Source organism: Solirubrobacter pauli (assembly GCF_003633755.1).
GTDB classification, from domain to species: Bacteria; Actinomycetota; Thermoleophilia; order Solirubrobacterales; family Solirubrobacteraceae; genus Solirubrobacter; species Solirubrobacter pauli.
Genome location: NZ_RBIL01000001.1, coordinates 2,464,877 through 2,490,775, shown reverse-complemented (window position 1 = coordinate 2,490,775; position 25,899 = coordinate 2,464,877). Strand labels below are relative to the sequence as shown.

The following is a 25,899-nucleotide window of genomic DNA, read 5'->3' as shown; positions in this document are numbered from 1 at the left end:
GCCTACGCCGCCACCGGCTCGCGCAGGATGGCGAGGGCGGCGTCGAGCGCCTCCACCTCGTGCGGCTTGAGCGGCAGCCGGGGCGCGCGCGTCGGGCCGCCGGTCAGACCGACGGCGTCCTGGCCGGCCTTGAAGAACTGGACGAGCTTGGAGGTCATGTCGAAGCGTGCGACCGGGAGCAGCCGGCGGTACACCTCGCGCGCCGTCGCCAGGTCATTGTTGCGAACCGCGTCGTAGAGCTCCACGCACTCGCGCGGGGCGAGCACGCCGGCGCCCGTGATCCAGGCCGGCGCGCCGGCCGCGAAGCCCTCCAGCGCCCAGTCGTCGCCGCCGACGATCACCTCGAGGTCGCCCTCCAGGTGCAGCAGCGCCGGGATCCGCCGCGTGTCGCCCGAGCACTCCTTGACGGCCACCACGCCTTCGACCTCGGCGTAGATGCGCGCGACCGTGCTCGCGGGCAGGTCCACACCCGACGCCTCGGGGTTGTTGTACGCCATCACCGGCAGCCCGCAGGTCGCGAGCTCGGCGTAGAAGGCGACGACCTCGTCCTCGTCCGCGCGGTACCCGAGCGGCGGCAGCGACATCACGTACTGCGCGCCCGCCGCCTTGCCGTCGGCGGCGTACTCGAGCGACTGGCGCGCGCTGCCGGAGGACACGCCGACCGTGACCGGCACCCGGCCCGCGGCCGCCTCGACCACGCTGCGCACGACCAGCGTCCGTTCCTCGCGCGTGAGGCTGCCCGCCTCGCCCATCGTGCCGGTGGCCACGAACCCGTGGACGCCCGCGTCGATCAGCGCCTCCACGTTCTCCTTGAGCGCCGCGACGTCGATCTCGTCGTCAGCCGTGAACGGCGTGGTCAGTGCGGGGATGATGCCTTCGAAACGAGCCATGGCTTAGCTGAGCTCCATATAGGCGCGGACGCGGTTGATGTGCTGCAGGGAGTAGAAGGCGGCGGCCTCGGCGTCGCCGGCGACGATGGCCTCGTAGATCATCCGGTGCTCGGCCACGTGGATGCGCGTGCGCCCCGCGACGGCGATCGAGTCGTCCCGCAACCGCTGCCACAGCGGCTGGTCCATCAGCCCGGCCACATGGTCGGCGAACGCCAGCAGCACCGGGTTCTGAGTCATCGCCGCGAGCTGCCGGTGGAACAACCGGTCCGACGTGTTCCAGGTGGCGATGTCCACCGGCTCGGCCTCCATCGCGGCGAGCAGGTTCTCCGCGGCCTCGTCACGCTGCCCCCGCGCCGCCGCCAGCCGCGCGACGCACGGCTCCAGCTGCGCCCGCGCCTCGAGCACGGCGCTCGGGCTCGCGTCGTGGGCCGGCTCCTCGGGCGCGGGCGGCCGCGCCGTGACGAACGTCCCGGCGCCCTTGCGCGTCTCCACGACGCCTTGCAGCTGCAGCGCGGCGAGCGCTTCCCTGACCGACGCGCGGCTCACCTCCAGCGTGCGCGCGAGCTCGCGCTCCGACGGCAGCCGGCTCCCGGGGGCGAGCAGGCCCGAGCGGATGTCGGCCGCGAGGCGCTCGGCGATCTGCTCGTAGCGTTGGAGCGGGCGGAATGTGGTCTGTTCTAGGGACACGTGAGATTCGGATTGGTCCGGACAACGTACCATGGAGCCGGGTGAACGGCGAGCAGACCTGGCTTCGCGGGGGTCCCTCGTAATACGGTCGTGGTGATCCGCCGTCGCCGTTGCCGTCAGACAGGCAACCGGCGAAGCACCTGCGCCGCGCCGACCAGCGCCGCGCCACGGACCGGGTCCCACTTGAACCCGTACTGCCGCCGCAGGCCGGCGGGCACCAACCCCACCGTCACCTGGTTGACGAGCTCGCGCACCGCCAGGAACTTCACGGGCACCGGCGGCTTGAGCACGATGTCGATCGCCAGCTCGCGGGCGGCGTCGGTCACGCACAGGTCGCCGCTGGCGTACATGTCGGCCATGTAGCGCTCGAAGGCGTCGATGTCCGGCGGCATCTCGTCCCCGGCGAGGGCGAACATCCGGCCGACCTCGCGGTAGTCGAGCCACAGCTCGTTGAGCTCCTCGCGGGACAAGGTCCGCACCGCGCGGGGGAAGACGAGCATCGCCGACTCGGCCAGGGCCGCGAGGATCCACAGCAGCAGCTCGGGATCGTCGCCGCGGTAGGGCGTGCCCGCCGGGAAGCGCCCGGCGTCGGCCGACAGCACGCCGCGCACCCGGGAGTGCGCGCGGCGGACCGGCGCGGTCATGCGCTCGGCCTCGGCGCGGGTGCCGAACGCGACGGCGTCCATCACGCGGCCGGTGCGGCGCAGGCGGCCGTACGGGTCGTCGAGGGCGCCGGTGTGGGCGAAGAAGCCCGCGAACGCGACCGGGTGCGCCGCCATGACGAGCAACGCCCGCGGGCCGGACAACGCGGTGAGCCGATGGCTCACCACCTCCCGTAGGAGCGAGTGATGATCGAAGTAGCGCTGCATACGAGTTAGTACGGTGAATACCCCTATGCCAGCTCAGGCCTATGCCGGCAAAGAGTGCGTCTGCCAGTACCGCCGCGGGATCTGCGACCAGACCTGCGTGCGGGACATGCTCGACACGCCGTTCTACATCGCCTGCCTCAAGCTGACCGGACGGCGCTGCGTCGTCGTCGGCGGTGGGGAGATCGGGCTCGAGAAGGTCGAGGGCCTGCTGGCCTGTGACGGCCGGGTCGTGCTGATCGCCCCCGAGGTGGAGCCCGCCCTCGAGAAGCTCGCGGAGGAAGGCTCGATCGAGTGGATCCGCCGCCGGTACGAGCGCGGGGACCTCGAAGGGACGTTCATGGCGATCGCCGCCACGAACGACACCGACGTGAACATCGGCGTCTACAACGACGCCGAGGAGCGCGCGATGCTCGTCAACGTCGTCGACGTGCCGCCGCTGTGCAACTTCATCCTGCCCGCGATCGTGCGCACCGGCCCGCTGGCCATCGCGATCTCGACCGCCGGCGCGTCCCCCGCGCTCGCCAAGCGGATGAAGGCGCAGATCGCCGAGACCTACGGTCCCGAGTACGCCCGCCTGGCGGTCATGCTCAACGACGTCCGCGGCTGGGCGAAGGGCACGCTGCCGACGTACCAGGACCGCAAGGCGTTCTTCGAGGACATCGTCAACGGCGATCCCGACCCGATCGAGCGGCTGCGCGCCGGGGACGAGCGCGCCGTGCTCGAGATCATCGCCGCCGCCCAGCGCGCGCACGAGCCCACCACCGCGTAGGGTTCCTCACCATCCGCGCCGCGATCCTTACCGTGTCCACGCGGGTCTCACGTCGTGAGGCCGAGGACCTCTCCGGGCCCAAGCTCGCCGCCGCCGCCGAGGAGGCGGGCTGCGAGGTCGTGGGCATGGAGGTCGTGCCCGACGACTTCGCGCTGATCGAGGATCGGCTGCACCACTTCGTCGCGGCCGGCTGCGATCTGATCTTCACCACGGGCGGCACCGGCCTGACGCCCAACGACATCACGCCCGAGGCGACCCGCTCGGTGATCCAGCGCGAAGCGCCCGGGTTCGCCGAGACGATGCGCGCCGAGGGCCTCAAGCACACGCCGCACGGGATCCTCACGCGCGGCGTGTCCGGGATCGCCGGCCGCACGCTGATCGTGAACTTCCCGGGCTCGCCGAAGTCGATCGAGCAGCTCTTCCCGGTGCTGGCGCCGACGCTCAAGCACGTGGTGCGCACCCTGCGCGGGGATTCGTCGCACCATGAGAGCGATCGAGCTGGCTGACGTCGGCCGCGCCTACGGGGAACGGGTCGCGCTCGCGGGCGTGACCCTGGCGGTCGAAGAGGGCGAGACGCTGGCGGTGTTCGGCGCCAACGGCGCGGGCAAGACGACGCTGCTGCGCATCCTGGCCTCCCTGCTGCGCCCGCACCGCGGCGAGGCGCGCGTCCTCGGCCACCCCCTCCCGAAGGAGGGCTGGGCGGTGCGCGGGAAGATCGGCTTCCTCGGCCACGACCCGCTGCTCTACCGCGACCTGACCGCGCGCGAGAACCTCGAGTTCCACGCGCGGCTGCACAAGGTGCCGTTCACCCGGATCGACGAGCTACTCGAGGCCGTCGGCCTCGCCCGCCGCGCCGACGACCCCGTGCACACCTTCTCGCGCGGGATGATCCAGCGGACCGCGGTCGCCCGCGCCGTGCTCCACGCGCCGGAGCTGCTCCTGCTCGACGAGCCGCTCGCCGGCCTCGATCCCGGCGCGGCCGCGCTCGTCGAGCCGCTCATCAGCGGTGGCACCCGCGTGGTGATCTCGCACGACCCGACGTTCCGCGGCGACCTGACGCTGGGGCTGCGCGACGGGCGCGTGGCCTTCTGCGAGCGCGACGTCACCACGGACGACGTGCGGGCGCTGTATGCGTAGCGCGGTCGGCGCGCTCATCCGCAAGGACCTGCTGCTCCAGCGCCGTACGCCGGAGGCGGTCCCGGCGATGGTGCTGTTCTCGATCGGGACGTTCGTGCTCTTCCACTTCGCGCTGGACGAGCGCGAGGTGTCCGGCAACCTCGCCTCCGGGATCCTGTGGGTGACGCTGCTGTTCGCCGCCGTGCTCGGCATCAACCGGCTGTTCGTGTCCGAGCGCGAGGAGGGCGGCTTCGACGGCTTCCTGCTCGCGCCGGTCGACCGCACGTCGATGCTGGTCGCCAAGGCCATCCTGCTGTTCCTGTTCCTGAGCGTGGTCGAGGTGTTCGTGCTCGCCGCGTTCGCGATCCTGCTGCTCGGACCGTCACCGTGGGGACCACTGCCCGAGCTCGCGGTCGTCCTGGCGCTGGCCAACGCGGGGATCGCGGTCATCGGCACGCTCGTCGCCGCGCTTGCGATCCAGACCCGCGCGCGGGACCTCCTGGTGCCGCTGCTGGCGCTGCCGCTGAGCGTGCCGCTGGTGATCGCGGCGGCGCGCGCGTGTGCGCCGTTGCTGACAGAGGGCGGCGCCGGGGCGCTCGAGGCGCGGTGGTTGGCGATCCTGGGCCTCTATGATCTCGTGTTCGGGCTGCTCGCCTACGCGATCTTCGACTTCCTGCTGGAGGAATGAACGCTGTGTTCGGCCGGGGGCTGAAGACCCTCTCGCTCATTACGGTCGCCCTGCTCGTGGGGGCCTTCGCCATGGTGGCCTTCTACGCGCCCAACGACGCGGACCAGGGCTTCATCCAGAAGATCTTCTATCTGCACGTGCCGCTGGCGATCGTCGCGTTGTTCGGCTTCGTGGCCGGTGGCGTGTACGGGATCCGGTACCTGCGCACGGGTGACCGTCTGCACGACCTGCGGTCCTACGTCGCGATCCACCTGTCGCTGATCCTCGCGGTCGGCGCGCTGATCACGGGCTCGATCTGGGCGCGCGGCAGCTGGGGCGTGTGGTGGACCTGGGACGAGCCGACCCTGGTGAGCTTCCTGATCGTCTTCCTGCTGTACGCCTGCTACCAGCCGCTGCGGTTCTCGATCGAGGACCCGGAGCGCCAGGCGCGCTACGCGGCGGTGTTCGCGATCATCGCGGGCGCGTTCGTGCCGTTGAACTTCATGGCCGTGCGGATGGCCGAGTCGCTCGTGCACCCGCGCGTGCTGTCGACCACCGGCGGCTCGATGCCCGGCGACATGCGCCTGACGTTCCTCGTCTCGCTGATCGCCATGGCCGCCCTGTTCATCACCCTGTGGAAGTACGAGCTCGCGTCCAAGCACGCGACCTTCCGCCTGCGCGCGCTCAAGCGCCGCCTCGCCGACGGCGAGGATGCCTGGACCCCGAACCCGCGCCGGTCGGCGGCGCCCACGCTCTGACATGCCTGCTCTCCCTCTCGACGAAGCCGGCAAGTACGTCGCCGCCGCCTACCTCGTCTTCCTCGCCCTCGTGCTGATCTACGTCGCGATCATGGCCGGGCGCCTCGCGCGCGTGGAGCGGGACCTGGGCGAGATCGCCGAGCTGCTCGAGCAGCGCGCCGCGGCCGAGGACGAGCGGGAGACCGTCGCCCGGTGAGCGAGCTGCTGGCGCTGGGCGCCTCGCACAAGACGGCGGATCTTGCCGTGCGCGAGCGGCTGGCGCTGCTGGACGGCCAGGTCGAGCCGTTCCTGCACGAGTTGATGGCGCTGGACGGCGTCACCGAGGCGGTCGCCGTCTCCACGTGCAACCGCACCGAGCTGTACATCGTCGGCGAGGCGCCTGAGCAGGCCGAGCGCGTGCTGCGCGCCCGCGCGGACGTCGAGCTCTACTCGTCACGCAACTGCGACGCCGCGCGCCACCTGTACCGCGTCGTCAGCGGCCTGGACTCGATGGTCGTCGGCGAGGCCGAGATCCAGGGCCAGGTCAAGCGCGCCTACGAGCGGGCGCTCGCGGCACGCACCACGGGGCCACTGACGAACCAGCTGTTCCGGGCCGCGCTGGCGACCGGCAAGCGCGTGCGCACGGAGACCGCGATCTCGGAGGGGCACGCGTCCGTCGCGAGCGTGGCCGTCGACGCCGCGCGGGCGCTGATCGGCGAGCTGGCCTCGCGGCACGTCGTGATCGTCGGCGCGGGCGAGACGTCCGAGCAGGTCGCGCGGGCGTTCCACGCGCACGGCGTGTCGACGATGTTCGTCGCCAACCGCCACCGGGACCGCGCGATCGCGCTCGCACAGCGCTTCGGCGGCGCATCCGGCTCGTTCGACCAGCTGCCCGACGAGCTCGAGCACGCGGACGTCGTGGTCTCCTCGACCGCCTCGCCGCACGCGATCATCGGCCCCGAGGAGCTCGAGGCGGTGCGCGGTGGCAAGCCGCTGCTGATCATCGACCTGGCCGTGCCGCGCGACATCGACCCGGCGTGCGCCGGCGTCGAGGGCGTGACCCTGATGGACATGGACGCGCTGCAGCGTGCCGTGCGCGGGCACCTGAGCGTGCGCCGCGCCGAGGCCGTGCGGGCGGAGGCGATCGTCGAGGAGGAGATCCAGACGTTCGCGGGCTGGCTCGGACGGCTCGAGGTGATGCCCACCCTGGCGGCGCTGCGCATGCGCGGCGACGACGTGGTGTCCGAGCTGCTGGCGGCGAACGCCGGGCGCTGGGAGTCGCTGAGCGAGCGCGACGCCGCGCGCGTGGAAGCGCTGGCGCGCTCCGTCGTCAAGCGGCTGCTGCACGAGCCGACCGAGCGCGTGAAGGCGCTCGACGGCGACCATCGCCACGCGCGGCTGCAGCTGCTGCGTGAGCTCTTCGGCCTCGAAGAAGACGTGACGTCGGAGGCCGGCGAGGCCGCCGAGGTCCGCCGGCTGGCCGGGTGACGAAGCTCCGCCTGGGAACGCGGGGCAGCGCGCTGGCGCTGGCCCAGGCTCGTGCTGTGGCCTCGTTGCTGCACGAGGACGCCGAGCTGGTGACGATCACCACCGCCGGTGACGTCGACCGTGCGCGCGGCGACAAGTCGCGCTGGGTCGGCGCGCTCGAGGCGGCGCTGCTCGCGGGCGAGATCGACCTCGCCGTGCACTCCGCCAAGGACGTGCCGTCGGACCTCGCGCCGGGCACGGAGATCGTCGCGACGCCACGCCGTGCGGACCCGTTCGACGTGGTCGTCGGCGACCTGCGCGAGGGCGCGCGGGTCGGTACGAGCGCGCTGCGCCGGCGCTCGCAGCTGCTGGCCCGGCGGCCCGACCTGGACGTCGTGGAGATCCGCGGCAACGTGGACACGCGGCTCGCCAAGCGCGAGGCGGGCGAGGTGGACGCGCTGGTGCTGGCCGCCGCGGGCCTGGCGCGTCTGGGCCGCGACGTCGGCTCCAAGCTCGTCGACGATGTGTTCGTGCCCGCCGCCGGGCAGGGCGTGATCGCCGTCCAGGGGCGGATCGGTACTGCCGCGCCGGGCGTCGACCATCCCGCCACGCACGCGGCGCTGGACGCCGAGCGCGAGGTCGTGCGGGCGCTGGACGCGTCCTGCCACACGCCGATCGGCATCCTGTCGCTGGAGGGCCGCATGCGCGGGTACGTGGGGATGCCGGACGGCTCGGAGTGGATCTTGGAAGAGGGCGCCGACGCGTCCGAGCTGACGCGGCGCCTGCTCGCCGCAGGAGCGGAGGAGCTGTTGCGGGCGGTGTCGGCGTGACGGTCTTCCTGGTGGGTGCGGGTCCCGGCGATCCGGGGCTGATGACGGTGCGGGCGCGCGAGCTGATCGCCGCCGCGGACGTCGTCCTCTATGACCGGCTCATCCCGCCCGGCGCGCTCGACGACGCGCGCGAGGACGCGGAGCTCGTCTACGTCGGCAAGATCGGCGGCGGGCCGCAGATGCCGCAGGAGGAGATCGACCGGCTGCTCGTCCAGTACGGCACCGGCGACCGGACCGTCGTGCGGCTCAAGGGCGGCGACCCGTTCGTGTTCGGGCGCGGCGGCGAGGAGGCGCAGGTGCTGCGCGCCGCGGGCATCCCGTTCGAGATCGTGCCGGCGGTGACCTCCGGCATCGCCGCGCCCGCCTACGCGGGCATCCCGGTCACGCACCGCGAGCACGCGTCGGGCGTCGCCTTCGTCACCGGGCACGAGGACGGCTCGATCGACTGGGACGCGCTGGCGCGCTTCCCGGGCACGCTGGTCTTCTACATGGGCGTGAAGGCGCTGCCGCGGATCGCGGAGCGGCTGCAGGCCGGCGGGCGCTCGGCCGGCGAGCCGGTCGCGGTGGTCGAGCGCGGCACGCTGCCGGGCCAGAAGACGGTCGTGTCGACGCTGGCGTCGGTGGTCGAGGACGCCGCGGGCATCCGCGCGCCGGCGATCACGCTGGTCGGACCGGTCGCTGCGCTGCGGTCCGAGATCGCGTGGCTCGAGGAGCGGCCGCTGTTCGGCAAGACCGTCGCGGTCACCCGGGCGCGGGCACAGGCGTCGGCGCTGGCCGGACGGCTGCGCGCGCTGGGCGCGACGACCGTCGAGGCACCGGCGATCCGCACCCAGCCGCTCGAGGTGTCGCTGCCGGACGTGTCGTCGTACGACCTGCTGTGCGTGACGTCGCCGGCGGGCGCGGAGTACCTGTTCACCCACCTGCGCGACGCGCGTGACCTGGCGGGCGTGACCGTGGCGGCGATCGGGCCGGGCACGGCGCGGGAGCTGCGGGCGCGCGGCGTCGAGCCGGACGTCGTGCCCGAGCGCGCCGTCGCCGAGGGCCTCGTCGAGGCGCTGGCGGACCGGTCGTTCGACCGCGTGCTGATCGCCCGCGCCCGCGAGGGACGGGACGTGCTGCCGGACGCGCTGCGCGAGCGTGGTGCCGTGGTCGACGTGGTCGCGCTCTACGAGACCGTCGCCGAGCCCCTGGGCGACGAGGCGCGCGCGGCGGCGGCGAAGTCCGACTACCTGCTGTTCACCTCCGGCTCGTCCGTGCGCTTCTTCGCGGAGGCGGGTGGTTCGCTCACCGGACCGAAGCTCGTGTCGATCGGCCCGGCGACGTCGGACGTGCTGCGCGAGCACGGCGTCGAGCCTGACCTCGAGGCCGACCCGCACACGCCGGACGGCCTGATCGCCGCCCTCCTGGCCGACGCTTAAAGCCCCTGGGCCTTTATGTTCGTCACGTTCCTCTCCGACTACGGGCCGGGCGACGAGTACGCCGGCGTGGTCGAGGGCGTGATCGCGACGATCGCGCCGGACGTGCGGGTGATCCACCTCGGGCACGGCGTGCCGCCGCAGGACGTGCGCACCGGCGCGCGGCGGCTGGCGCGGGCCCTGCCGTTCACGCCCGCGGGGGTGCACCTCGCGGTCGTCGACCCGGGCGTCGGCGGGGAGCGGCGCGCGCTGGCGATCCGCTGCGGCGCGCGCTGGCTGGTCGGGCCCGACAACGGCCTGCTCGTCCCGGCGGCGGAGGTGTTCGGGATCGACGAGGTGGTGGACGTCAGCGAGTCGCCGTGGCGGCTGCAGCCGGTGTCGGCGACGTTCCACGGGCGCGACGTGTTCGGGCCGGTCGCGGCGCACCTCGCGCTTGGCGCAACGCCGTCCGGTCAACGCGTGGATGGGGCCTCGCTCGTACGGCTCCCGGCGCTGCCCGCGGATAAGGTCCACGTCGTGGAGGTCGACGGGTTCGGCAACCTGATCACGGACGCGGCGCTGCCGCCCGGCGAGCGCGTGCGCATCGGCGGGCATGAGGTGGTCGTCGGACGCACGTTCGGGGACGCAGCGCCCGGCGGGCTCGTGATCTACGAGGATTCGGCGGGCGACGTGGCCGTCGCCGTCAACGGTGGAAGCGCGGCCGCGCGGCTGGGCGTGGGCGCGGGCGACGAACTGGAGCTGGCATGACGCTGGGTGAGCCGCGTGAGCATCACGCGACGATCGGGTCGACGAACGAGCGGGCCCGGCAGCTCGCGGACGAGGGCGCGACGCACGGGACCTTGGTCACGGCGGACGCGCAGACCGCGGGACGGGGCCGCCAGGGCCGGTCGTGGGTGACGCCGCCGGGCGTCGCGATCGCCGCGTCGTTCGTCCTGCGCGAGTTCGACGACCTGCTGCCGCTCCGCGCCGGGCTGGCCGTGGCCGACGTCGCCGGGCCGGACGCGGTCGTCAAGTGGCCCAACGACGTCTGGGTCGACGGGCGCAAGGTCGCCGGCATCCTGGCCGAGAGCAAGTCCGACCCGCGCTGGGCGGTGCTCGGGATCGGCGTCAACGTCGCCGTCGACGTCGCGGCCCTGCCCGAGGAGGCGGCCGCGGTCGCGGGCACGCTCGGGCTCTCCCCCGAGCAGGTCGAGGCGACGCTGGACGAGCTGCTGGTGACGCTGCAGACGCGGCTCGAGCAGGACCGCTCGTCGCTGCTGACCGCGCTTCGTCAGCGTGACGCGCTGCTCGGCCGCCGCGTGCGCTGGCAGGACGGCGAGGGCCTGGGCGCCGGCATCGACGCCGACGGTGCGCTCCTCGTGGACGTGAACGGCAAGACGCTGACGCTCAACGCCGGCGAGGTCACGCTGGGCGCTCACCTCTAGCCTTCGCGCGCCGGCGCGGCAGGAACCGCCGGCGCCGGCGGGGGTGGCGTTCGGTGAACGCGTCCCACTCCGCCTGCCGGCGCGGACCGAGGTGCCCACGGACCTCGTCGTCGTCGCGACGGTACGCGACGGCGGCCGGGGCGACGATCTGGTCGTGCAGCGTGTCGGCGAGCCCGTTCGGGGCCTTGGCGAAGATCGCGAACGTCATCGCCAGCAGCGCGTGCGGGTCGTCGCTCTCGGCGAGGCGGTTGGTCAGCGCGTAGACGAGCGTCTGGTCGAAGCTCGGCTCGCCGGCGGCGGCGCGGATGCGCTCGATGGCGTCGAAGTAGCCGTCGACGATCTGCGGCTCGATCAGCTCGTTCGCGACGATCTCGAGCAGCTCGTGCGCCCGCGCGGGCGGGACGTCGTGGCTCGGCGCGAGCGCCCGGGCGGCGAACCGGGCCCACGCGTCGAAGCGGTGCGTCGGGCCGGGCCGGCGGGCGGCGGCGTACCACGCGCAGTAGGCCGGCAGCTCGAGGTGATGCGGGACGCCGCGCAGCGCGAGCGCGAGCGGGTCCGCCGGGTCGACCTCCGCGAGCGGCGCCTCCATCAGCAGCGCGGACGCGTGCTTGACGTCGAGCTCCGGCGGGCGGCGCTCCGCGTCATGGAAGACCTTCAGCAGCTCGGCGACGTCCTCCTTGGTCTGCGGGCCGTCGTCGCCCCACAGCGCGCGGACGTCGCCGACGGCGTGCTGGTCGAGCAGCAGCAGCGTCTTCGCGGACTGCGGGCGCCGCTCCGGGTAGCGGTCCACGACCGCCCACAGGTACACGGACATCACCGCGAGGCTCGGGCTCGACGTCGCGCGGTGCTTGAGCGCGATCAGCGCCTGGTCGTTCTTGCACAGCTCGCGCAGGAGCGGGCGCCGGTCGAGGTCGGTGGTGACGGCGTCCGCGAGACGCTCGGCGACCTTCGCGATCAGCGGGTCCAGCAGCGCCTGCTTGCCGATCTCGCGCACGGCCGCCTGGACCGTCTCGTGCTCGTAGTCCGCGACGATCACCGCGGCCGCGCGGTCGTCGGTGTCGGAGTCGATGCCCAGCAGGCCGAGCTCGACGCCCGCGGCGAGCACCGTTCCGGCCTCGGGCGTCCCCGCCGCCTGCTCCAGCTGGTCGATCCACGGCGCGAGCGCGGCGGGGGAGGGCTTGGTGGGCGCGTGGACGCCGACGAACGGCAGCTCGCCGGGCAGCTCCTGCGCGAGCGGGACCACGTGCTCGAGCGCGGTGTCGGCCAGCAGGGCGGAGTCCGCGGTGGCCGGCAGCCGCCGGGCGACCTGATGCAGCTCGAGCCACGCGTCCAGCGACGCGCGGTGCGCGTCCTCCCAGGTGGCGCTCACGGCTGCTCGTCCTTCTTCAGCTCGGCCTCGAGGTCCGCCAGGGACATGCCGATCTCTTGCTCGGAGATCACCTCTTCTTCCTCGGCAGGAGGCAGCGCTTCCTCAACCCGGTCCTCCGGCTCGGGCACCTGGCTCAGCGACTGCGCGAACGCCTCCAGGGAGAGGCCGAGCTCGACCGACAGCTCCGTGGGCTCCGGCTCGGGCTCCGGCTGGACGGGTTCGGGCGGGGGCACGAACCGGTCGCGGACGCGCCGTTGCTCGATCTCCGGGAGCGGCGGCAGGCTCTCGTCGGGCTCCACGCTCTCGGCCTTCAGCTCGGCCAGCAGGTTCGACCACGCGTCGGCGTCGGGCAGGCCCTCGTCCTCGTCGGGCTCGGGTTCGGCGGGCACCGCTTCGAACGGGACCTCGATCACCTCGTCCTCGTCGAGCGCCTCGAACGGGCCGGGCTCGGGCTCGGGCTCCGGCTCGGCCGGCGCCGCCTCGAACGGCACCTCGATCACCTCGTCCTCGTGCAGCTCCTCGAACGGGCCGGGCTCCTCGACGACCTCGGCGACCGGGGCCGGCAGCTCGAGCGGCTCGTCCTCGACCACCTCGGCGTCGACGATCTCGTCGTGCTCGTCGACCGGTGCCAGGTCGACCGGGGCGGGCGGCTCGCGCAGGGCGAGCGCGGTCGTCGGGCCGGCGCCGGGCAGCGCGGCGGCGGCGCGGGCGGCCAGCGCGACCTCACCCGAGGACGCCAGCTCGGTGATCAGCTGGAGGGCGAGCGGCAGCTGGTGCGGCGCGATCAGGTCGGTCGCGCCGCCGTACACGGCGAGGGCCAGTCCGTCCGGCTCCTGGAGGCGCGCGACGGCCTCCTGGAGCCCGCCGCGCGTGGCCAGGTGCGCGGCGACTCGGGAGTAGAAGGTCGCGGCGAGCTCGCACGGCGCGGTCGTGTCGATCGCGTCCGGGGAGGGTTCGGTGGTGGCGCTCACGCGAACCCCTTCGTCACCTGCGGTCGAGAACGTGAGCGATGCACCGTCGGGGAGCGCGTACGTGAGCCAGGCGACCCATGCGGTGCGCTGCGCTTCGTCGGGCGCGAAGAAGATCACCGGGCCCGCGAGCGCGGCGTCCAGCAGGCGGGTCGCGACGCCCGGAGGCGCGTCGGCGACGAAGTCGAGATCGACCGGCGTGGCCTCCAGCTCGTCGATCTCGAGGTCCTCCGGCTGGGTCGCCCAGAAGTCCGCGTCCCACAGCTCGACCGCGGCGGACACGCCCACGACCACGTGCGTGAAGTCGTCCCGCCGGCGGGCCGCGACCAGGCCGAGGCCGTCGACGCGGCTGACGCGCAGCCCGTCACGCGCGGGCAGGATCGCCACGAGCGCGTGCGGATCCAGCGCGTCGTGGGACGCGAGCACCTGGTCGAACTCGAAGTACGCCTGCGGGTGGCCCTGCACCTACGGGAAACGTACCCGGACGGGCGCCTGCGCTTGCGGCTCGTGCGTTCAGCCGGCGGCGACGCGCGCCTGGAGGCGGCGCATCCCGGTCAGCCAGCGGTCGTAGTCGTCGCCCTTGCGGCGGTAGAAGTCCAGGACCTCGGGGTGCGGCAGGATCAGGAACGTCTCGGTCTCCAGGCCGGCGATCACGATCTCCGCGACGTCCTCGGGCTCGAGCACGGCGCCGGACGCCTTGACGACCTCGCCGGCCCGGCCGGAGCCGTGCAAGAGCTGCGTGTTGACGCCCATCGGGCACAGGCAGCTGACGCCGAGTCCGCGGTCGCCGTAGGTGATCGAGAGCCACTCGGCGAACGCGACCGCCGCGTGCTTGGTGACCGCGTACGGCGCCGAGCCGATCTGGGTGACCAGGCCCGCCGCGGAAGCCGTCGCGAGGAAGTAGCCCGTCTTGCGCTCGAGCCAGCTCGGGAGCAGGCGCTCGGCGGCGTTGACGTGAGCGCGCAGATTCACGCGCAGCGCGAGGTCCCAGTCGTCGGTCTCGCCGAGGCCCTCGCCGACGGCGACGCCCGCGTTCGCGCAGAAGAGGTCGACCGGCCCGAACGCGCTCTCGGCGATGTCCATCAGCGCGTCCGCGTGATCGGGGTCGACCACGTCGCAGGCGAACGGCAGCGCCGCGTCGCCGATCTCACGCGCGACCGCCTCGGCGCCCGCCTTGTCCAGGTCGGCGACGACCACGCCGGCCGCGCCCTCGGCCGCGAAGCGGTGCGCCAGCGCGCGCCCGATCCCGGAGGCGCCGCCGGTCACGACCGCGACCTTCTCCGCGAGCTTCACTACGCCGCGTCCTCCACCGCCGCCCGAACGCGCTCGACCGCGGCGTCGAGCTCGCCGGCGGGCGGCTTCTTCGCGCGTGGCTTGGCCTTGGCGGCGGGCTTCTTCTTCGCGGCGGGCTTCTTCTTGGCCGCGGCCTTGGCCTTCGGCTTGGGCGCGACCTCGACGACCTCGACCGCCTCCGCCGCGGGCTGCTTGGCACGCGGCTTGCGCTTCGCGGCCGGCTTGGCCTCGATCACCTCGACCGCAGGCTTCGCGGTCGGCTTGCGCTTGGCGCGCGCCTTCGGCTTGGGCGCCTCCGCGGGAGCGTCGAACAGCGCGCCCTGCTCGGCGGCGGGGGCCTTGGCGCGCGGCTTGCGCTTGGCCGCGGGCTTGACCACGACCTCGACCGCCTCGGCGGCGGGCTTGCGCGCACGCGGCTTGCGCTTGGGGGCCTCCGCCGCGACCTCCACGACCTCGACGGCCCCCGCAGCGGGCTGCTTCGCCCGCGGCTTGCGCTTGGCGGCCGGCTTGGCCGCCACTCCGACGACCTCGACCGCCTCGGCGGCGGGCTTGCGAGCGCGCGGCTTGCGCTTGGGCGCCTCCGCCGCGACCTCCACGACCTCGACGACGGGCTCCGCCGCCGGCGTGCGACGCGACCGCGCGGGACGCTTCGGCGCCTCGGCCTCCGTGCCCACGACGGCTTCGTCCGCCGGACGACGACGCGACCGCGGCGCGCGCTTGGGCGCCTCGACGGCGGCGTCAGCGCCCTCGACAGCCGCGGGCGTGCGGCGGGGCGGCGACTCGACCTGGGCCTCGACCGGCTCGGCCGCGGGCTTGCGACGCGACCGCGACCGGCGCGACGGCTGCTCGTCCTCGACGGCGGCGACGTTCTCGACCGGCTCGGCCGCGGACGCGCGACGCGACCGCGAGCGGCGCGACGGCGGCTCGGCGCCAGCGTCACCCGTGACCGGCTCGGTGGCGGACGTGCGGCCCGACGCAGACTCGACCTCGGCCTCACCCGTGACGGCCTCGACCCGCTCCGCGGCGGGCTTGCGCCGCGACCGGGACCGACGCGACGACGGCTGCTCGTCCCCACCGGCGGGCACGGCCTCGGTGCCCGTGGCGGCCTCGCCCGCGGACCGGCGACGCGACCGCGACCGGCGCGACGGCTGCTCGTCCTCGGTGGCGGCGACGGCCTCGGCCGGCTCGTCGCCCTCCGCCGCGGCCGGCTTGCGGCGCGCGCGCGGCTTGCGCTTCGGGGCCTCGGGGTCGGTGTCGACGGCACGGCGACGGCGCGACCGGCGGCTGCTCGGCGGCTGCGCGTCGGTCGTCTCCGTGTCGGTCGTCCCGCCGGTGTCCAGCGTGCCGTCCAGGGCCTCGGTCGTCGTCACGGCGGCCGTGACGGCCTCCGGCGCGACGCCCTCCCCGGCGCCCTTGCGGCGACGGCGGCGCTTGGCCTTGCCGCGGCCCTTCGGGAAGTTGCGCAGCAGCTCGCGGGCGAGCGCCGCGGGCTTGCGGGACATCCGCGTGCGGGCGCCGTTGATGACCTCGCCCGCCTCGGCGGTGTGCGGGATCGCGGCGGCGAGGAGCGCGGCGGACAGCCGTCGGTCCTGCGTGCGCGACTGGGCGACCAGGCGCCGGGCGTTGCGTGCGTGCGCGCCACCGGACGAGTTCACGAGCAGGCCCAGCAGGCGCTTCGTCTCCGGCCAGCGCTGGACGGCGTACTCCTCGTGGACCTCGCGCGTCATGTTCGCGCAGCGCCAGATCCAGTTGTTGGCCTGGTCGCGGCGGCCGATCTTCTTCTCCGCCAGCGCCTGGAGGACGACCTTCACGCCCTCGCGCTTGTCGTCGCGCGGCCAGGACTCGACGAAGTCCAGCGCGCGGTCGAACGCCTCGGCGTCACGCCCGGAAGCGATCTCCTGCAGCGCGCGCAGGCGCAGCTGCGGATTCTTGTTGCGGTCGACCGCGGTGATCAGGAACGTGCGCTTGAGCTCGCCGCCCTGGTCGAAGTGGAGCATCGCCCGGGCGCGGCGCCAGCCGGTCGGCGCGACCCGGGCACCGGCCAGAGCGGCCCACTGGACCTGCTCGCCGTAGTCCAGGTGCTCGACGGCGATCCGCCACAGCTCGCGCTCGAAGACCTCGATCCGCCGGTTCTCCTCGGCGGTGACCGGGAGGACGCGGCGCTCCACACGCAGACGCCGGCCACGGCCGCGCCGGACCGGGCCGACCACGATCGCGCCGCCGCGGTAGACGTCGCGGTCGAGCAGCGAGTGCAGCGTCACGACGGGGTCGTCGTGCTTGGTCGCCGGGTGGACGAAGTCGACGACGATGCCGGCTTCCTTGCCCTGCTGGCGACGGGTGACGCGACCCACGCGCTGCTGGTAGATGCGCTTGGAGGCGGTCGGCGCGAGGTGCATGCAGACCGTCGCGCGCGGCGAGTTCCAGCCCTCGGCGAGCAGCTGGGCGTTGACGAGGACGTCGACGTCGCCCTTCTCGTACTTGGCGAGGATCGTCGCCAGCTCGCGCTTGGGCGTCTCGCCCGACACGGCCTGCGCGTTGATCCCGACGTCGCGGAACGCGGCCGCGACGTTGTAGGCGTGACGCACGCCCGCGGCGTAGACCACGCCCGGGACGCCGTTGAAGCGCGTCTTGTAGAGGTCGGCGATCGCCAGGTTGAACGGCAGCTGATCCAGCAGCTGGGCCAGCATCTCCTGGTCGAACTCGGTGTCGACCTCGCCGCGGCGCAACGGCACCTTGGCGATCGTGCGCACGCCCGGCCCCGGGGGGATCCGGATGCAGCGCAGCGGCGAGATGACGCCGCGGCGCGCGGCCTGCGCGAGGTCGAAGCGCGAGGTCTGCGTCGGGAAGAGGTCCGTGACGTGGCGGGCGATCAGCGCGCCCGTGGCCGTCATGCCGACGAACACGGGGCCGGTCCAGGCGCGGATCGCGCCCGACGTCTTCTCGCCCAGCGCGGTGTGCGCCTCGTCGCAGATGACGATCGAGTACGCGTCCGAGATGTTGCCCGCGTTGCGGACGAACCACTGGTAGGTCTCGACCGTCACCGGTCCGTTGGCCGTGTCGTCGTGCCCCAGCAGCGGCGGCGCGAGGCGCTTGGCGTACCCGCGCGTGCGCAGCTCCGAGTTGAACTGGTCGACCAGGTTGCGGCGATGGGTGAGGATCAGGACGCCGCCGGTGCGCGAGGCCTCGACGAAGCCGACGGCCGCGACGGTCTTGCCGGCGCCGGTCGCGTGCTCGAACCAGAAGCGCTTGCCGGCGTTCGGGTCCTCGGGCGCGTCCGAGACGTCCTCGTCCTCCTGGCCCGCGGCCTCGTCCCAGTCCGGGGCGTCCTCCTCGGGCTCGTCCTCCTCGTCCTCGTCCTCGTCGTCGTCGTCCACGTCGTCGAGGACGACGGGCTCTTCGACGGGGGCGAGGACGGGCATCGCGGCCGGCGGCTCGGGCGCGGCGGTATCGCCGGTCTTCAGGCGGTCGGCCAGGAGCGCGGTGAGCGTGCCCGAGAGCGCGTCGACCTGATGGGCCGACAGCACGGTGCCGTCCACGAGGTGCGGCTCGTCCTGGGAGAGCAGGCGCTCGAGGCCGAGCAGCAGCGACCACTGTCGTCGCCAATGCGGCGACGGCACCTTCGCGCCGGCCTCGATCTCGACCAGCGCGGCGTCGAGCGCTCGTCGGCGCGGCGTGCCGGGAGCCAGCGCCTGCGCGGCGTCCTCTCCCTCGGTGAGGAAGGGCTCACGACTGAACGCCGAAGCGCGTTCGATCTCTTCGGTTGAAGGAAGCGTGGCGGCCAGATCGGCCACCGGAGTGGTCTCAGCCATGAACCGGCTCTGGAAGTGACGGTGAGAAGCGGACGCCGCGCGACACGGCGGACACTCCAGGCAAGACCCGCGGTAGGAAGCTCCAGGCGCCGTTGGCGTTCCCCTCGGTCGTGCTCCCTGCGAGTCAGGGTCTATTCAAGCAGACTCGGTTCCCGGAACCCGTCCATCTGCCACCCTTCTGCATCGATGCGCCGGATGCTCGTCCTTCTCGCCTCTGTGGCCCTCATCGCGGTCGTGGTCATCGGCCTGACCAGCGCCGGCGGAGGCGACGGCGCGACGGATCCGCCCGACAGCCTCGCCGACGCCCGCGAGGAGCTCACCGGGGCGCCCGCGCCGCTGGCGGCGCTGCACGCCCAGGCGAACGAGCTGCTCCCCGGCGGCCCCAGCGCCTTCGACCAGCGGATCGCCGCGCTCAAGGGCCATCCGATCGTCGTCAACAAGTGGGCCTCGTGGTGCCTGCCGTGCAAGGAGGAGTTCCCGGTCTTCGAGTCGATCGGGACCAAGCGCGGCAAGGAGATCGCGTTCCTCGGCGTCAACGGCGGCGACAAGGACCCGGCGGCCCGCCGGTACCTGGACAAGACCTGGCTGCCCTTCCCGTCCTTCACGGACCCGGCGGAGGACATCTCGCGGCAGCTGAAGGCGCCCAAGAACTACCCGATGACGGTCTTCATCGACCGCACCGGCAAGACCACCTACATCCACTCGGGCCCGTACCGCTCCGACCAGGCGCTCCTCGACGACATCGAGCAGTACCTCGGTGCCTGAGGTCCGCGTCGACCCGCTGAGCGGGCTCAAGACGATCATCGCCGGCGTCCGCGCCGACCGCCCGAACAGCGGCTTCTCGGTCACGGCCGAGCCGCCGGTCGACCCGGCGCGCGACCCGTTCCTGCCCGGCCACGAGGACCAGACGCCGCCGACGCTGCACGCGGACGGCGACCCCTGGCGGGTGCGGGTGTTCGACAACCTCTACCCCGCGCTCGTCCCGGCGACGGACACGCCGGAGCGCGACGCCCACCCGGACCTCTTCACCGCCCAGCCCGCCGCCGGCGCGCACGAGGTGATCGTCAACGCCGCCGAGCCGGTCACGACGCTCAGCGATCTCTCCGTCGACCAGCTCGAGCTCGCCGTCGCCACCTGGCGGGAGCGGATGCGCGCGCACGCCGGCGCGGCCTGCAAGCACCTGATCGTCAACGAGGGCGCGGCCGCCGGCGCCTCGATCCCGCACACGCACGCGCAGCTGTACGCGATGGACTTCGTGCCCGCCGCGATCGCCCGTGAGCGCGAGCGCTTCGGCGCGCACGCCGTGCGCACGATGGGCGGCAACCTGCTCGGCGACCTCGTGCAGGAGGAGGTCCGCCGGCGCGAGCGGATCGTCGCCATCGACAAGGACGCGGTGCTGATGACGCCGTTCGCGTCGCGCGCGCCGTTCCACCTGCTGCTCGCGCCCCGGCGCACGGAGGCGCGCTTCGAGGACGCCACGGGCGGCGCCGCGCTGCTGCACGACGCGCTCCGGCGCCTGAAGGCGCGCCTGGGCGCGAGCCCGCCGCTGAACCTGTGGGTGCGCACGCAGCCGAGCGGCGCGGACCACTACTGCTGGCGGATCGAGATCGTCCCGCGGCTCGGGCAGCCCGCGGGCCTGGAGCTCGGCTCGGGCGTGAACGTCTGCATCCACCCGCCCGAGCAGGCCGCGGCGGAGCTGCGAGAGCTTTGAGAGCGCTGGTCCAGCGGGTCAGCCGGGCCAGCGTGACCGTGGACGGTGCGGTCACCGGCTCGATCGGCCCCGGCCTGCTCGTGCTGCTCGGCGTCACCCACACCGACACCGAGGCCGACTGCGACAAGCTCGCCGACAAGGTGCGCGCACTACGGGTCTTCGAGGATGCCGACGGCAAGATGAACGAGGCGCTCGGCAACCGCGAGCTTTTGTGCGTCTCCCAGTTCACGCTCTACGGCGACACGCGCAAGGGCAACCGGCCCGCGTTCGTCGACGCCGCCCGGCCCGAGCTGGCGGAGCCGCTGTACGAGCGCTTCTGCGAGCGGACCGGCGCGCAGCGCGGCGTGTTCGGCGCGCACATGGACGTCGAGCTCGTCAATGACGGGCCCGTCACGTTGATGTTGGACGTTCCTAGCTAGGGTTGCGGGCATGCCGATCTGCCGCTTTGCCGCGGAGCCGCCGCAGGGCGGGCTGCCCGCGGACGAGACCCTCAAGGCCGAGTTCCTCGCCGCGTGCCTGCGCATCGAGACCGACCCGGACGACCCGGAGCTCGGCGAAGCCGGCGAGATCACCTGGTTCCCGGACCGCACGTGGTCCGGCCGGACGTACGTCCCGGCCACCGCGCGGACGAGCACGGGCCTCGAGCTGTTCGGCTACGTGTCCTTCGCGCCCGGCGACGAGCCGAGCGAGCTGTACGCCTTCGCCGACTACACGCCGGACGTCGCCGACGACCATCCCGAGTGGCGGATGGACATCTCGCAGGAGGTCATCGGCTCCTGGCGCGGCGACAACGGCGACGTGGCCGCGATGACGCTCATCTGGGGCGTGCCCTTCGAGCGCCGCGGGCGGATGGTCAGCGCGCTGCTGGGCGAGACCGCCGTGGACGAGACGACGCTCGTGGGCGACCACTTCACGCTGCTCGCTCCCGACGACTACGGCGGGGAGTACCTGTCCGTCGTCCTGCAGGACGCCGCCGGGAACGAGCTGCTGCGCGAGTCCCTTTACGAGGACGAGTAGCCGTTGCCACCGTTGCGGTCGACGAACACGCGGTCGATCAGGCCGTAGTCGACCGACTGCTGGGCCGTGAAGTAGCGATCTCGCTCCAGGTCGAGCGAGATCTGCTCCTGCGGCTGGCCCGTGTGCTCGGCGTAGATCTCCTCGATCCGCTCGCGCAGCTCGAGCGTCTCCTTGGCGTGGATCTGGATGTCGGTCGCCTGGCCCTGGAAGCCGCCGGACGGCTGGTGGACGAGGATGCGGCTGTTGGGCAGCGCGCTGCGCTTGCCGGCCGCGCCGCCGGCGAGGATGAGCGACCCCATGGACATGGCGATCCCGCAGCAGATCGTCGCCACGTCCGGCTGGATGAAGCGCATCGTGTCGTAGATGGCCAGCCCGGCGTAGACCACGCCGCCGGGCGAGTTGATGTACATCTGGATGTCCTTCTCGGGGTCCTCCGCCTCGAGGTGGAGCAGCTGGGCGACGACCAGGTTGGCGATGGTGTCGTCGATCGCGCTGCCGACGAAGACGACGCGCTCGCGCAGGAGGCGCGAGTAGATGTCGAAGGAACGCTCCCCGCGGGAGTCCTGCTGAACGACGACTGGGACGAGCGGCATTTCGTGCAACCTCCGAGTTGCGTGTTTGTCGCCATGGTAGCCTGTCGTGCAACCAAGGAGTTGCTCATGCCAGTCGTGAACCGAGATGTCGTCCTCCCGTGCGACCGCGAGCGCGCGTGGGAGCTGATCACCGAGCCGGCCGAGCTCGAGGAGTGGTTCGGCGAGGCGGTCGAGTTCGAGGCCGCCGAGGACGCGCCGCTGCGCGTGCGCGACGGCGACCAGACCCGCGAGGGCGTCGTCGAGGAGGTCACCGAGGGCGAGCGGATCGTGTTCCGCTGGGGCGACTCGCGCGTCGAGTGGCGCCTCGAGGACGCCGTCTCCGGCACCCGCTTCCTCGTCACCGAGCACCGCTACGCGCGTGACACCGTCACGTGGGGCCCGAAGCTGCTGGCGCTGAGCGCCGCCTCCGCTCTGTGCCTGGCGTAGACGACGTCTTCGCGGCGCTGAGCGACCCGACGCGGCGGGAGGTCCTGCGCTCGGTCGCCCAGCGGCCGGAGCTGACGGCGTCCCGCCTCGCCGGCGAGCTGCCGATCACCCGCCAGGCCGTGGCCAAGCACCTGGCGGCGTTGCAGCACGCGGGCCTGGTCGAGCCGCGCCGCGAGGGCCGCGAGACGCGCTACACGGTCACCCCAGCGCCCCTGATGGACGCCATGGACTGGATGGCCGAGGTGGGCGCGCAGTGGGATACGCGCCTGGCACGTCTGGTGCAGCGGGCTCGCGGGTAAGCGAGGCGGCATGCCCGCCGCTCTCGTCACCGGCGCCGCCAGCGGCATCGGCAAGGCCACGGCCGAGCGCCTGCGCGCCGACGGCTTCGACGTCCTCGGGTTCGACCTCGAGGACGGCGACCTGTCCACGCGCGAGGGGAACCAGGCCGCCGTCGACGCCGCGCTGGAGCGCTTCGGCCGCCTCGACGTCGTCGTCGCCAACGCCGGCGTCCAGCACGTCTCCCCCGTGCGCGACTTCCCCGAGGACCGCTGGGACGCGATCCAGGCGATCCTGCTGACGAGCCCGTTCCTGCTCGCCAAATACGCCTGGGACGCGCTGACCGCGTCGGACGCCGGCCGCTTCATCGCGGTCGCGAGCGCCCACGCGCTGGTCGCCTCGCCCAACAAGGCCGCCTACGTCGCCGCCAAGCACGGCGTGCTCGGGCTCGTCAAGACGCTCGCGCTGGAAGGGCTCCAGGCCACCGCGGTCTGCCCGGGCTACGTCCGCACCCCGCTCGTCGAGAAGCAGATCCCCGACCAGGCACGCGCGCACGGGATGAGTGAAGATGCCGTCCTGGAGGAGGTCATCCTGCAGCCCCACGCCATCAAGCGCCTGATCGAGCCCGAGGAGGTCGCGAACGTGATCGCGTTCCTCGCCGGCCCCGGCGGCGCGGCCTTCTCCGGCGTCCCCGTGACCATGGACCTCGGCTGGAGCGCCCGATAGACCTCCCGGACCGCCTCACCGAGCTGCTCGAGCACGCCACGCGCGCCTCCGACCCGGAGGTCGCCCTGCACGCCCTGTCCGCGCTCCGCCGCGAGCTGGACACGTTCGAGCGCGTCCAGGCCTGGAAGGCCCTGGACTCCGGCTCCTCCTACGGCGCCGTCGCCCGCGCGCTGGGCATCTCGCGTCAGGCCGCCCACCGCCGCTACCGCGAGCTCGCCGCCGCGACCGAGCCGCCCGAAGGCGCCGGGGCGCCCGCCCCGAAGCTCCGCGTCTCCCCCGAAGCCCGCGCCGCCGTCCAACTCGCGGGCGAGGAGGCCAAGGAGCTGGGCGCGGTGCGCCTCGGCTCCGAGCACCTGCTCCTCGGCATCCTCCGCGGTGGCGACGGCGTGGCCGCCGCGGCCCTCCGCGCCGAGGGCGTGACCCTGGAGGCGGCACGGCTGGCGGTCGCGCCGACGCTGGTCGGCGAGGAGGCCCCACCGAACGGCGGCATCACCGCGTACGCCCGGCTCGTCTTCCACGAGGCGCTGAAGGCGGCCGCGGGTGACCCGGGCCACGTCATCGGCGTGGCCGACCTGCTCCGCGCAGCCCTGCGCGACCGGCGTGGCGGCGCGTGCCGGACGCTCGCGGCGCTCAGCGCGGACCCGGACGCGATCACCGCGCGCCTGGGCTGACGGCCGGCCGCGCGGGCCGGCCGTCCACGCGGCGTCCTAGCCCTCGACGTTGCGCGCCGTCGGCACCCGCTCGAGCACCTCGGCGTCCGTCAGCGGGAAGTGGCACGCCGCCAGGTTCCCGCCCGCCTTCGCCTCCAGCGCCGGGTCCTCGTTGCGGCAGACCTCCTGCGCCTTCCAGCAGCGGGTGTGGAAGCGGCAGCCCGGGGGCGGGTTGGTCGGCGACGGCACGTCGCCCGTCAGCACCTGGCGCTTCTTGGCGGCGGCCAGCCGCGGGTCGGCCACCGGCACCGCCGACATCAGGGCGCCCGTGTAGGGCATGCGCGGGTGCGAGTAGAGCTGGTCGGACGAGGCGAGCTCGACGATCCGGCCGAGGTACATGACGGCCACGCGGTCGCACATGTGGCGGACGACCGACAGGTCGTGCGCGATGAAGATCAGCGTCAGCCCCAGCTCCCGCTGGAGATCCCGCAGGAGGTTCAGCACCTGCGCCTGGATCGACACGTCCAAGGCCGACACCGGCTCGTCGGCGACGATGATCTTCGGCTTGAGCGCCAGCGCGCGGGCGACGCCGATGCGCTGCCGCTGGCCGCCGGAGAACTCGTGCGGGTAGCGGTTGTAGTGCTCCGGGTTGAGGCCGACGAGGTCCATCAGGTCCTGGACGGCCTTCTTGCGGCCCTTGGCGTCCTTCTCGAGGCCGTGGATCGCGAACGGGTCGCTGATGATCGAGCCCACGGTCTTGCGCGGGTTCAGGGACGAGTAGGGGTCCTGGAAGATCATCTGCATCTCGCGACGCAGCGCCTTGAGCTCGGCACCCTGGGCGTCGGCGATCTCGCGGCCCTCGAACTTGATCGAGCCCTCCGTGGGCTCCATCAGCCGGAGCAGCAGCCGCGCGGTGGTCGACTTGCCGCAGCCGGACTCGCCGACGAGGCCGAGCGTCTCGCCCCGCAGCACGTCGAACGAGATCCCGTCGACGGCCTTGACGGCCCCGACCTGGCGCCGGAAGAACCCGGAGTGGATCGGGAAGTGCTTGTAGAGGCCGTCGACCTCCATGATCTTCTCGCCGGCGACGGGGCTGTCCCCGGTCACCTCGGAAGCTGCGACGCTCATGCGGCGGTCTCCCCTTCCATGACGTCGGAGCGCGCCGCCTCCGGCTTGACGCCGGCCCGCAGCTCACCCCACAGCTTGCGGCGCACGCTCGAGTCGAGCAGGCACGCGCTCTGGTGCGACGGGTTCCCGGGCACGGGCTCCAGCTTCGGGTCGACCTTCTTGTGCGCCTCGCGCACGTACGGGCAGCGGGGGTGGAACGAGCAGCCGCCGGGCAGGGTGATCAGCGACGGCGGCCGGCCGGGGATCGGCACGAGCTCTTCGTCGCGCGGCGCGTCCAGCCTCGGGATCGACGACAGCAGGCCCCACGTGTACGGGTGCTCCGGCGCGGCGAAGATCGTGTCGGTGTCGGCCTTCTCGACGACCCGGCCGGCGTACATGACCGCGATCTCGTCGGCCATCTCGGCCACGACGCCGAGGTCGTGCGTGATGACGACGACCGCGGTGTCGAACTCGCTCTGCAGCCGTTCGATCAGCTCGAGGATCTGCGCCTGCACGGTCACGTCGAGCGCCGTCGTCGGCTCGTCCGCGATCAGCAGCTTCGGGTCGTTCGCGAGCGCCATCGCGATCATCGCGCGCTGACGCATGCCGCCCGAGAACTCGTGCGGGTAGGAGTCGGCGCGCTTGCGCGGCTCCGGGATGCCGACGAGCGAGAGCATCTCGACCGCCCGGTCCCACGCCTGCGCCTTCGAGACGTCCTTGTGCGCCCGCACGCCCTCGGCGATCTGCGTGCCCACCTTGTAGAAGGGGTGCAGCGAGGACAGCGGGTCCTGGAAGATCATCGCGATGTCGTTGCCGCGGATCTGGCGCATGTCCTCCTCGGACGCGCCGAGCAGGTCCTTGCCGTCGAAGCGCACGGTGCCGCTGATGCGGGCGTTGCGCGACCGGGTCAGGCCCATCACGGTGAGCGAGGACACGGACTTGCCGGAGCCCGACTCGCCGACGATCCCGAGCGTCTGCCCGCGGTCGACGGTGTAGGAGATCCCGTCGACGGCCTTGACCAGGCCGTCCTCGGTCTCGAAGTGCACCTGGAGGTTCTCGACCTCGAGCAGAGGCGCAGCCATC

Annotated in this window: 29 protein-coding genes; 19 read left to right on the top strand and 10 right to left on the bottom strand. The window is 73.2% G+C overall.

Features of this window, described 5'->3' with window-relative positions:
• Positions 1-2 precede the first annotated feature (2 nt).
• From C8N24_RS11860 to C8N24_RS11850, 3 genes are all read right to left on the bottom strand, one after another.
• On the bottom strand, positions 3-890 hold the full coding sequence (locus C8N24_RS11860; protein WP_121250231.1) for a dihydrodipicolinate synthase family protein: 888 nt from the start codon (positions 888-890) through the stop codon (positions 3-5).
• A gap of 3 nt (positions 891-893) precedes the next feature.
• Positions 894-1,610, bottom strand: a complete 717-nt coding sequence (locus C8N24_RS11855) for a FadR/GntR family transcriptional regulator (RefSeq protein ID WP_121250230.1) — start codon at positions 1,608-1,610, stop codon at positions 894-896.
• Between the two features lie 83 nt (positions 1,611-1,693).
• The gene (locus tag C8N24_RS11850) at positions 1,694-2,404 is read right to left on the bottom strand and encodes an oxygenase MpaB family protein (protein ID WP_170179031.1); all 711 of its coding nucleotides are present in this window, start codon (positions 2,402-2,404) and stop codon (positions 1,694-1,696) included.
• Between the two features lie 67 nt (positions 2,405-2,471).
• Here C8N24_RS11850 and C8N24_RS11845 point away from each other — a divergent pair, with 67 nt between their 5' ends.
• The 11 genes from C8N24_RS11845 to C8N24_RS11795 are packed head-to-tail and all read left to right on the top strand — an operon-like array spanning position 2,472 to position 10,871.
• Positions 2,472-3,215, top strand: coding sequence for a precorrin-2 dehydrogenase/sirohydrochlorin ferrochelatase family protein (locus tag C8N24_RS11845; protein ID WP_245971833.1), 744 nt, complete (start codon positions 2,472-2,474; stop codon positions 3,213-3,215).
• 11 nt (positions 3,216-3,226) lie between these two features.
• Positions 3,227-3,721 (top strand): MogA/MoaB family molybdenum cofactor biosynthesis protein, encoded by a 495-nt coding sequence (locus tag C8N24_RS11840; protein ID WP_121253141.1) that lies wholly within the window; start codon positions 3,227-3,229, stop codon positions 3,719-3,721.
• On the top strand, positions 3,699-4,352 hold the full coding sequence (locus C8N24_RS11835) for an ATP-binding cassette domain-containing protein (protein ID WP_121250227.1): 654 nt from the start codon (positions 3,699-3,701) through the stop codon (positions 4,350-4,352). The genes C8N24_RS11840 and C8N24_RS11835 overlap by 23 nt, the downstream gene beginning before the upstream one ends.
• Positions 4,345-5,019 carry a heme exporter protein CcmB gene (locus C8N24_RS11830; RefSeq protein ID WP_121250226.1) on the top strand — a complete coding sequence of 225 codons (675 nt, stop codon included), beginning with the start codon at positions 4,345-4,347 and terminating at the stop codon, positions 5,017-5,019. Before C8N24_RS11835 ends, C8N24_RS11830 begins: the two co-directional genes overlap by 8 nt.
• On the top strand, positions 5,016-5,756 hold the full coding sequence (locus tag C8N24_RS11825; protein ID WP_121250225.1) for a cytochrome c biogenesis protein: 741 nt from the start codon (positions 5,016-5,018) through the stop codon (positions 5,754-5,756). The genes C8N24_RS11830 and C8N24_RS11825 overlap by 4 nt, the downstream gene beginning before the upstream one ends.
• A gap of 1 nt (position 5,757) precedes the next feature.
• On the top strand, positions 5,758-5,952 hold the full coding sequence (locus C8N24_RS11820; protein ID WP_121250224.1) for a hypothetical protein: 195 nt from the start codon (positions 5,758-5,760) through the stop codon (positions 5,950-5,952).
• A complete protein-coding gene (hemA, locus tag C8N24_RS11815; protein WP_121250223.1) occupies positions 5,949-7,223 on the top strand; it encodes a glutamyl-tRNA reductase in 1,275 nt (424 codons plus the stop codon). The genes C8N24_RS11820 and hemA overlap by 4 nt, the downstream gene beginning before the upstream one ends.
• Positions 7,220-8,032: a hydroxymethylbilane synthase gene (hemC, locus tag C8N24_RS11810; RefSeq protein WP_121250222.1), complete on the top strand. Its 813-nt coding sequence runs from the start codon at positions 7,220-7,222 to the stop codon at positions 8,030-8,032. Before hemA ends, hemC begins: the two co-directional genes overlap by 4 nt.
• Positions 8,029-9,450, top strand: a complete 1,422-nt coding sequence (cobA, locus tag C8N24_RS11805; protein ID WP_121250221.1) for a uroporphyrinogen-III C-methyltransferase — start codon at positions 8,029-8,031, stop codon at positions 9,448-9,450. The genes hemC and cobA overlap by 4 nt, the downstream gene beginning before the upstream one ends.
• A 15-nt stretch (positions 9,451-9,465) precedes the next feature.
• Positions 9,466-10,194, top strand: a complete 729-nt coding sequence (locus C8N24_RS11800; RefSeq protein WP_121250220.1) for an SAM hydrolase/SAM-dependent halogenase family protein — start codon at positions 9,466-9,468, stop codon at positions 10,192-10,194.
• Positions 10,191-10,871 carry a biotin--[acetyl-CoA-carboxylase] ligase gene (locus tag C8N24_RS11795; protein ID WP_121250219.1) on the top strand — a complete coding sequence of 227 codons (681 nt, stop codon included), beginning with the start codon at positions 10,191-10,193 and terminating at the stop codon, positions 10,869-10,871. The genes C8N24_RS11800 and C8N24_RS11795 overlap by 4 nt, the downstream gene beginning before the upstream one ends.
• On the opposite strand, the gene C8N24_RS11790 is transcribed toward C8N24_RS11795, so the two are convergent.
• Genes C8N24_RS11790 through C8N24_RS35340 form a run of 4 tightly spaced genes read right to left on the bottom strand, consistent with a single transcriptional unit; the run spans position 10,849 to position 18,310 of the window.
• The gene (locus C8N24_RS11790; RefSeq protein ID WP_121250218.1) at positions 10,849-12,240 is read right to left on the bottom strand and encodes a hypothetical protein; all 1,392 of its coding nucleotides are present in this window, start codon (positions 12,238-12,240) and stop codon (positions 10,849-10,851) included. The two genes, C8N24_RS11795 and C8N24_RS11790, sit on opposite strands and share 23 nt — an antisense overlap.
• Positions 12,237-13,673 carry a hypothetical protein gene (locus C8N24_RS33900; RefSeq protein ID WP_170179029.1) on the bottom strand — a complete coding sequence of 479 codons (1,437 nt, stop codon included), beginning with the start codon at positions 13,671-13,673 and terminating at the stop codon, positions 12,237-12,239. The genes C8N24_RS11790 and C8N24_RS33900 overlap by 4 nt, the downstream gene beginning before the upstream one ends.
• Positions 13,674-13,721: 48 nt before the next feature.
• Complete coding sequence (locus C8N24_RS11780) at positions 13,722-14,501, bottom strand: SDR family oxidoreductase (RefSeq protein ID WP_121250217.1); 780 nt, start codon at positions 14,499-14,501, stop codon at positions 13,722-13,724.
• Entirely contained in the window at positions 14,501-18,310 is a 3,810-nt protein-coding gene (locus C8N24_RS35340; RefSeq protein ID WP_147447753.1) for a DEAD/DEAH box helicase family protein, read from the bottom strand. Before C8N24_RS35340 ends, C8N24_RS11780 begins: the two co-directional genes overlap by 1 nt.
• A gap of 195 nt (positions 18,311-18,505) precedes the next feature.
• Here C8N24_RS35340 and C8N24_RS11770 point away from each other — a divergent pair, with 195 nt between their 5' ends.
• From C8N24_RS11770 to C8N24_RS11755, 4 genes are read left to right on the top strand one after another with little or no spacing between them, the layout of a single operon-like run.
• On the top strand, positions 18,506-19,075 hold the full coding sequence (locus tag C8N24_RS11770) for a TlpA family protein disulfide reductase (RefSeq protein WP_211339927.1): 570 nt from the start codon (positions 18,506-18,508) through the stop codon (positions 19,073-19,075).
• Positions 19,068-20,021, top strand: coding sequence for a galactose-1-phosphate uridylyltransferase (locus C8N24_RS11765; RefSeq protein ID WP_121250214.1), 954 nt, complete (start codon positions 19,068-19,070; stop codon positions 20,019-20,021). Before C8N24_RS11770 ends, C8N24_RS11765 begins: the two co-directional genes overlap by 8 nt.
• Positions 20,018-20,440 carry a D-aminoacyl-tRNA deacylase gene (gene dtd, locus C8N24_RS11760; protein ID WP_121250213.1) on the top strand — a complete coding sequence of 141 codons (423 nt, stop codon included), beginning with the start codon at positions 20,018-20,020 and terminating at the stop codon, positions 20,438-20,440. Before C8N24_RS11765 ends, dtd begins: the two co-directional genes overlap by 4 nt.
• 10 nt (positions 20,441-20,450) lie before the next feature.
• On the top strand, positions 20,451-21,038 hold the full coding sequence (locus C8N24_RS11755) for a hypothetical protein (RefSeq protein WP_121250212.1): 588 nt from the start codon (positions 20,451-20,453) through the stop codon (positions 21,036-21,038).
• On the opposite strand, the gene C8N24_RS11750 is transcribed toward C8N24_RS11755, so the two are convergent.
• Positions 21,023-21,631 (bottom strand): ATP-dependent Clp protease proteolytic subunit, encoded by a 609-nt coding sequence (locus tag C8N24_RS11750; protein WP_121250211.1) that lies wholly within the window; start codon positions 21,629-21,631, stop codon positions 21,023-21,025. The two genes, C8N24_RS11755 and C8N24_RS11750, sit on opposite strands and share 16 nt — an antisense overlap.
• Before the next feature lie 66 nt (positions 21,632-21,697).
• On the opposite strand from C8N24_RS11750, the gene C8N24_RS11745 reads away from it, so the two are divergent.
• From C8N24_RS11745 to C8N24_RS11730, 4 genes are read left to right on the top strand one after another with little or no spacing between them, the layout of a single operon-like run.
• Positions 21,698-22,057 carry an SRPBCC family protein gene (locus C8N24_RS11745; protein ID WP_170179028.1) on the top strand — a complete coding sequence of 120 codons (360 nt, stop codon included), beginning with the start codon at positions 21,698-21,700 and terminating at the stop codon, positions 22,055-22,057.
• Positions 22,045-22,356, top strand: coding sequence for an ArsR/SmtB family transcription factor (locus C8N24_RS11740; protein WP_121250209.1), 312 nt, complete (start codon positions 22,045-22,047; stop codon positions 22,354-22,356). Before C8N24_RS11745 ends, C8N24_RS11740 begins: the two co-directional genes overlap by 13 nt.
• Before the next feature lie 10 nt (positions 22,357-22,366).
• On the top strand, positions 22,367-23,059 hold the full coding sequence (locus C8N24_RS11735) for an SDR family oxidoreductase (protein WP_121250208.1): 693 nt from the start codon (positions 22,367-22,369) through the stop codon (positions 23,057-23,059).
• The gene (locus tag C8N24_RS11730) at positions 23,044-23,730 is read left to right on the top strand and encodes a Clp protease N-terminal domain-containing protein (RefSeq protein ID WP_342794566.1); all 687 of its coding nucleotides are present in this window, start codon (positions 23,044-23,046) and stop codon (positions 23,728-23,730) included. Before C8N24_RS11735 ends, C8N24_RS11730 begins: the two co-directional genes overlap by 16 nt.
• Before the next feature lie 36 nt (positions 23,731-23,766).
• Here the strand turns inward: C8N24_RS11730 and C8N24_RS11725 are convergent, their stop codons facing one another.
• Both C8N24_RS11725 and C8N24_RS11720 read right to left on the bottom strand, forming a co-directional pair.
• The gene (locus C8N24_RS11725) at positions 23,767-24,837 is read right to left on the bottom strand and encodes an ABC transporter ATP-binding protein (RefSeq protein ID WP_121250207.1); all 1,071 of its coding nucleotides are present in this window, start codon (positions 24,835-24,837) and stop codon (positions 23,767-23,769) included.
• Positions 24,834-25,898, bottom strand: coding sequence for an ABC transporter ATP-binding protein (locus C8N24_RS11720; protein ID WP_121250206.1), 1,065 nt, complete (start codon positions 25,896-25,898; stop codon positions 24,834-24,836). Before C8N24_RS11720 ends, C8N24_RS11725 begins: the two co-directional genes overlap by 4 nt.
• Between the last annotated feature and the right edge of the window lies 1 nt (position 25,899).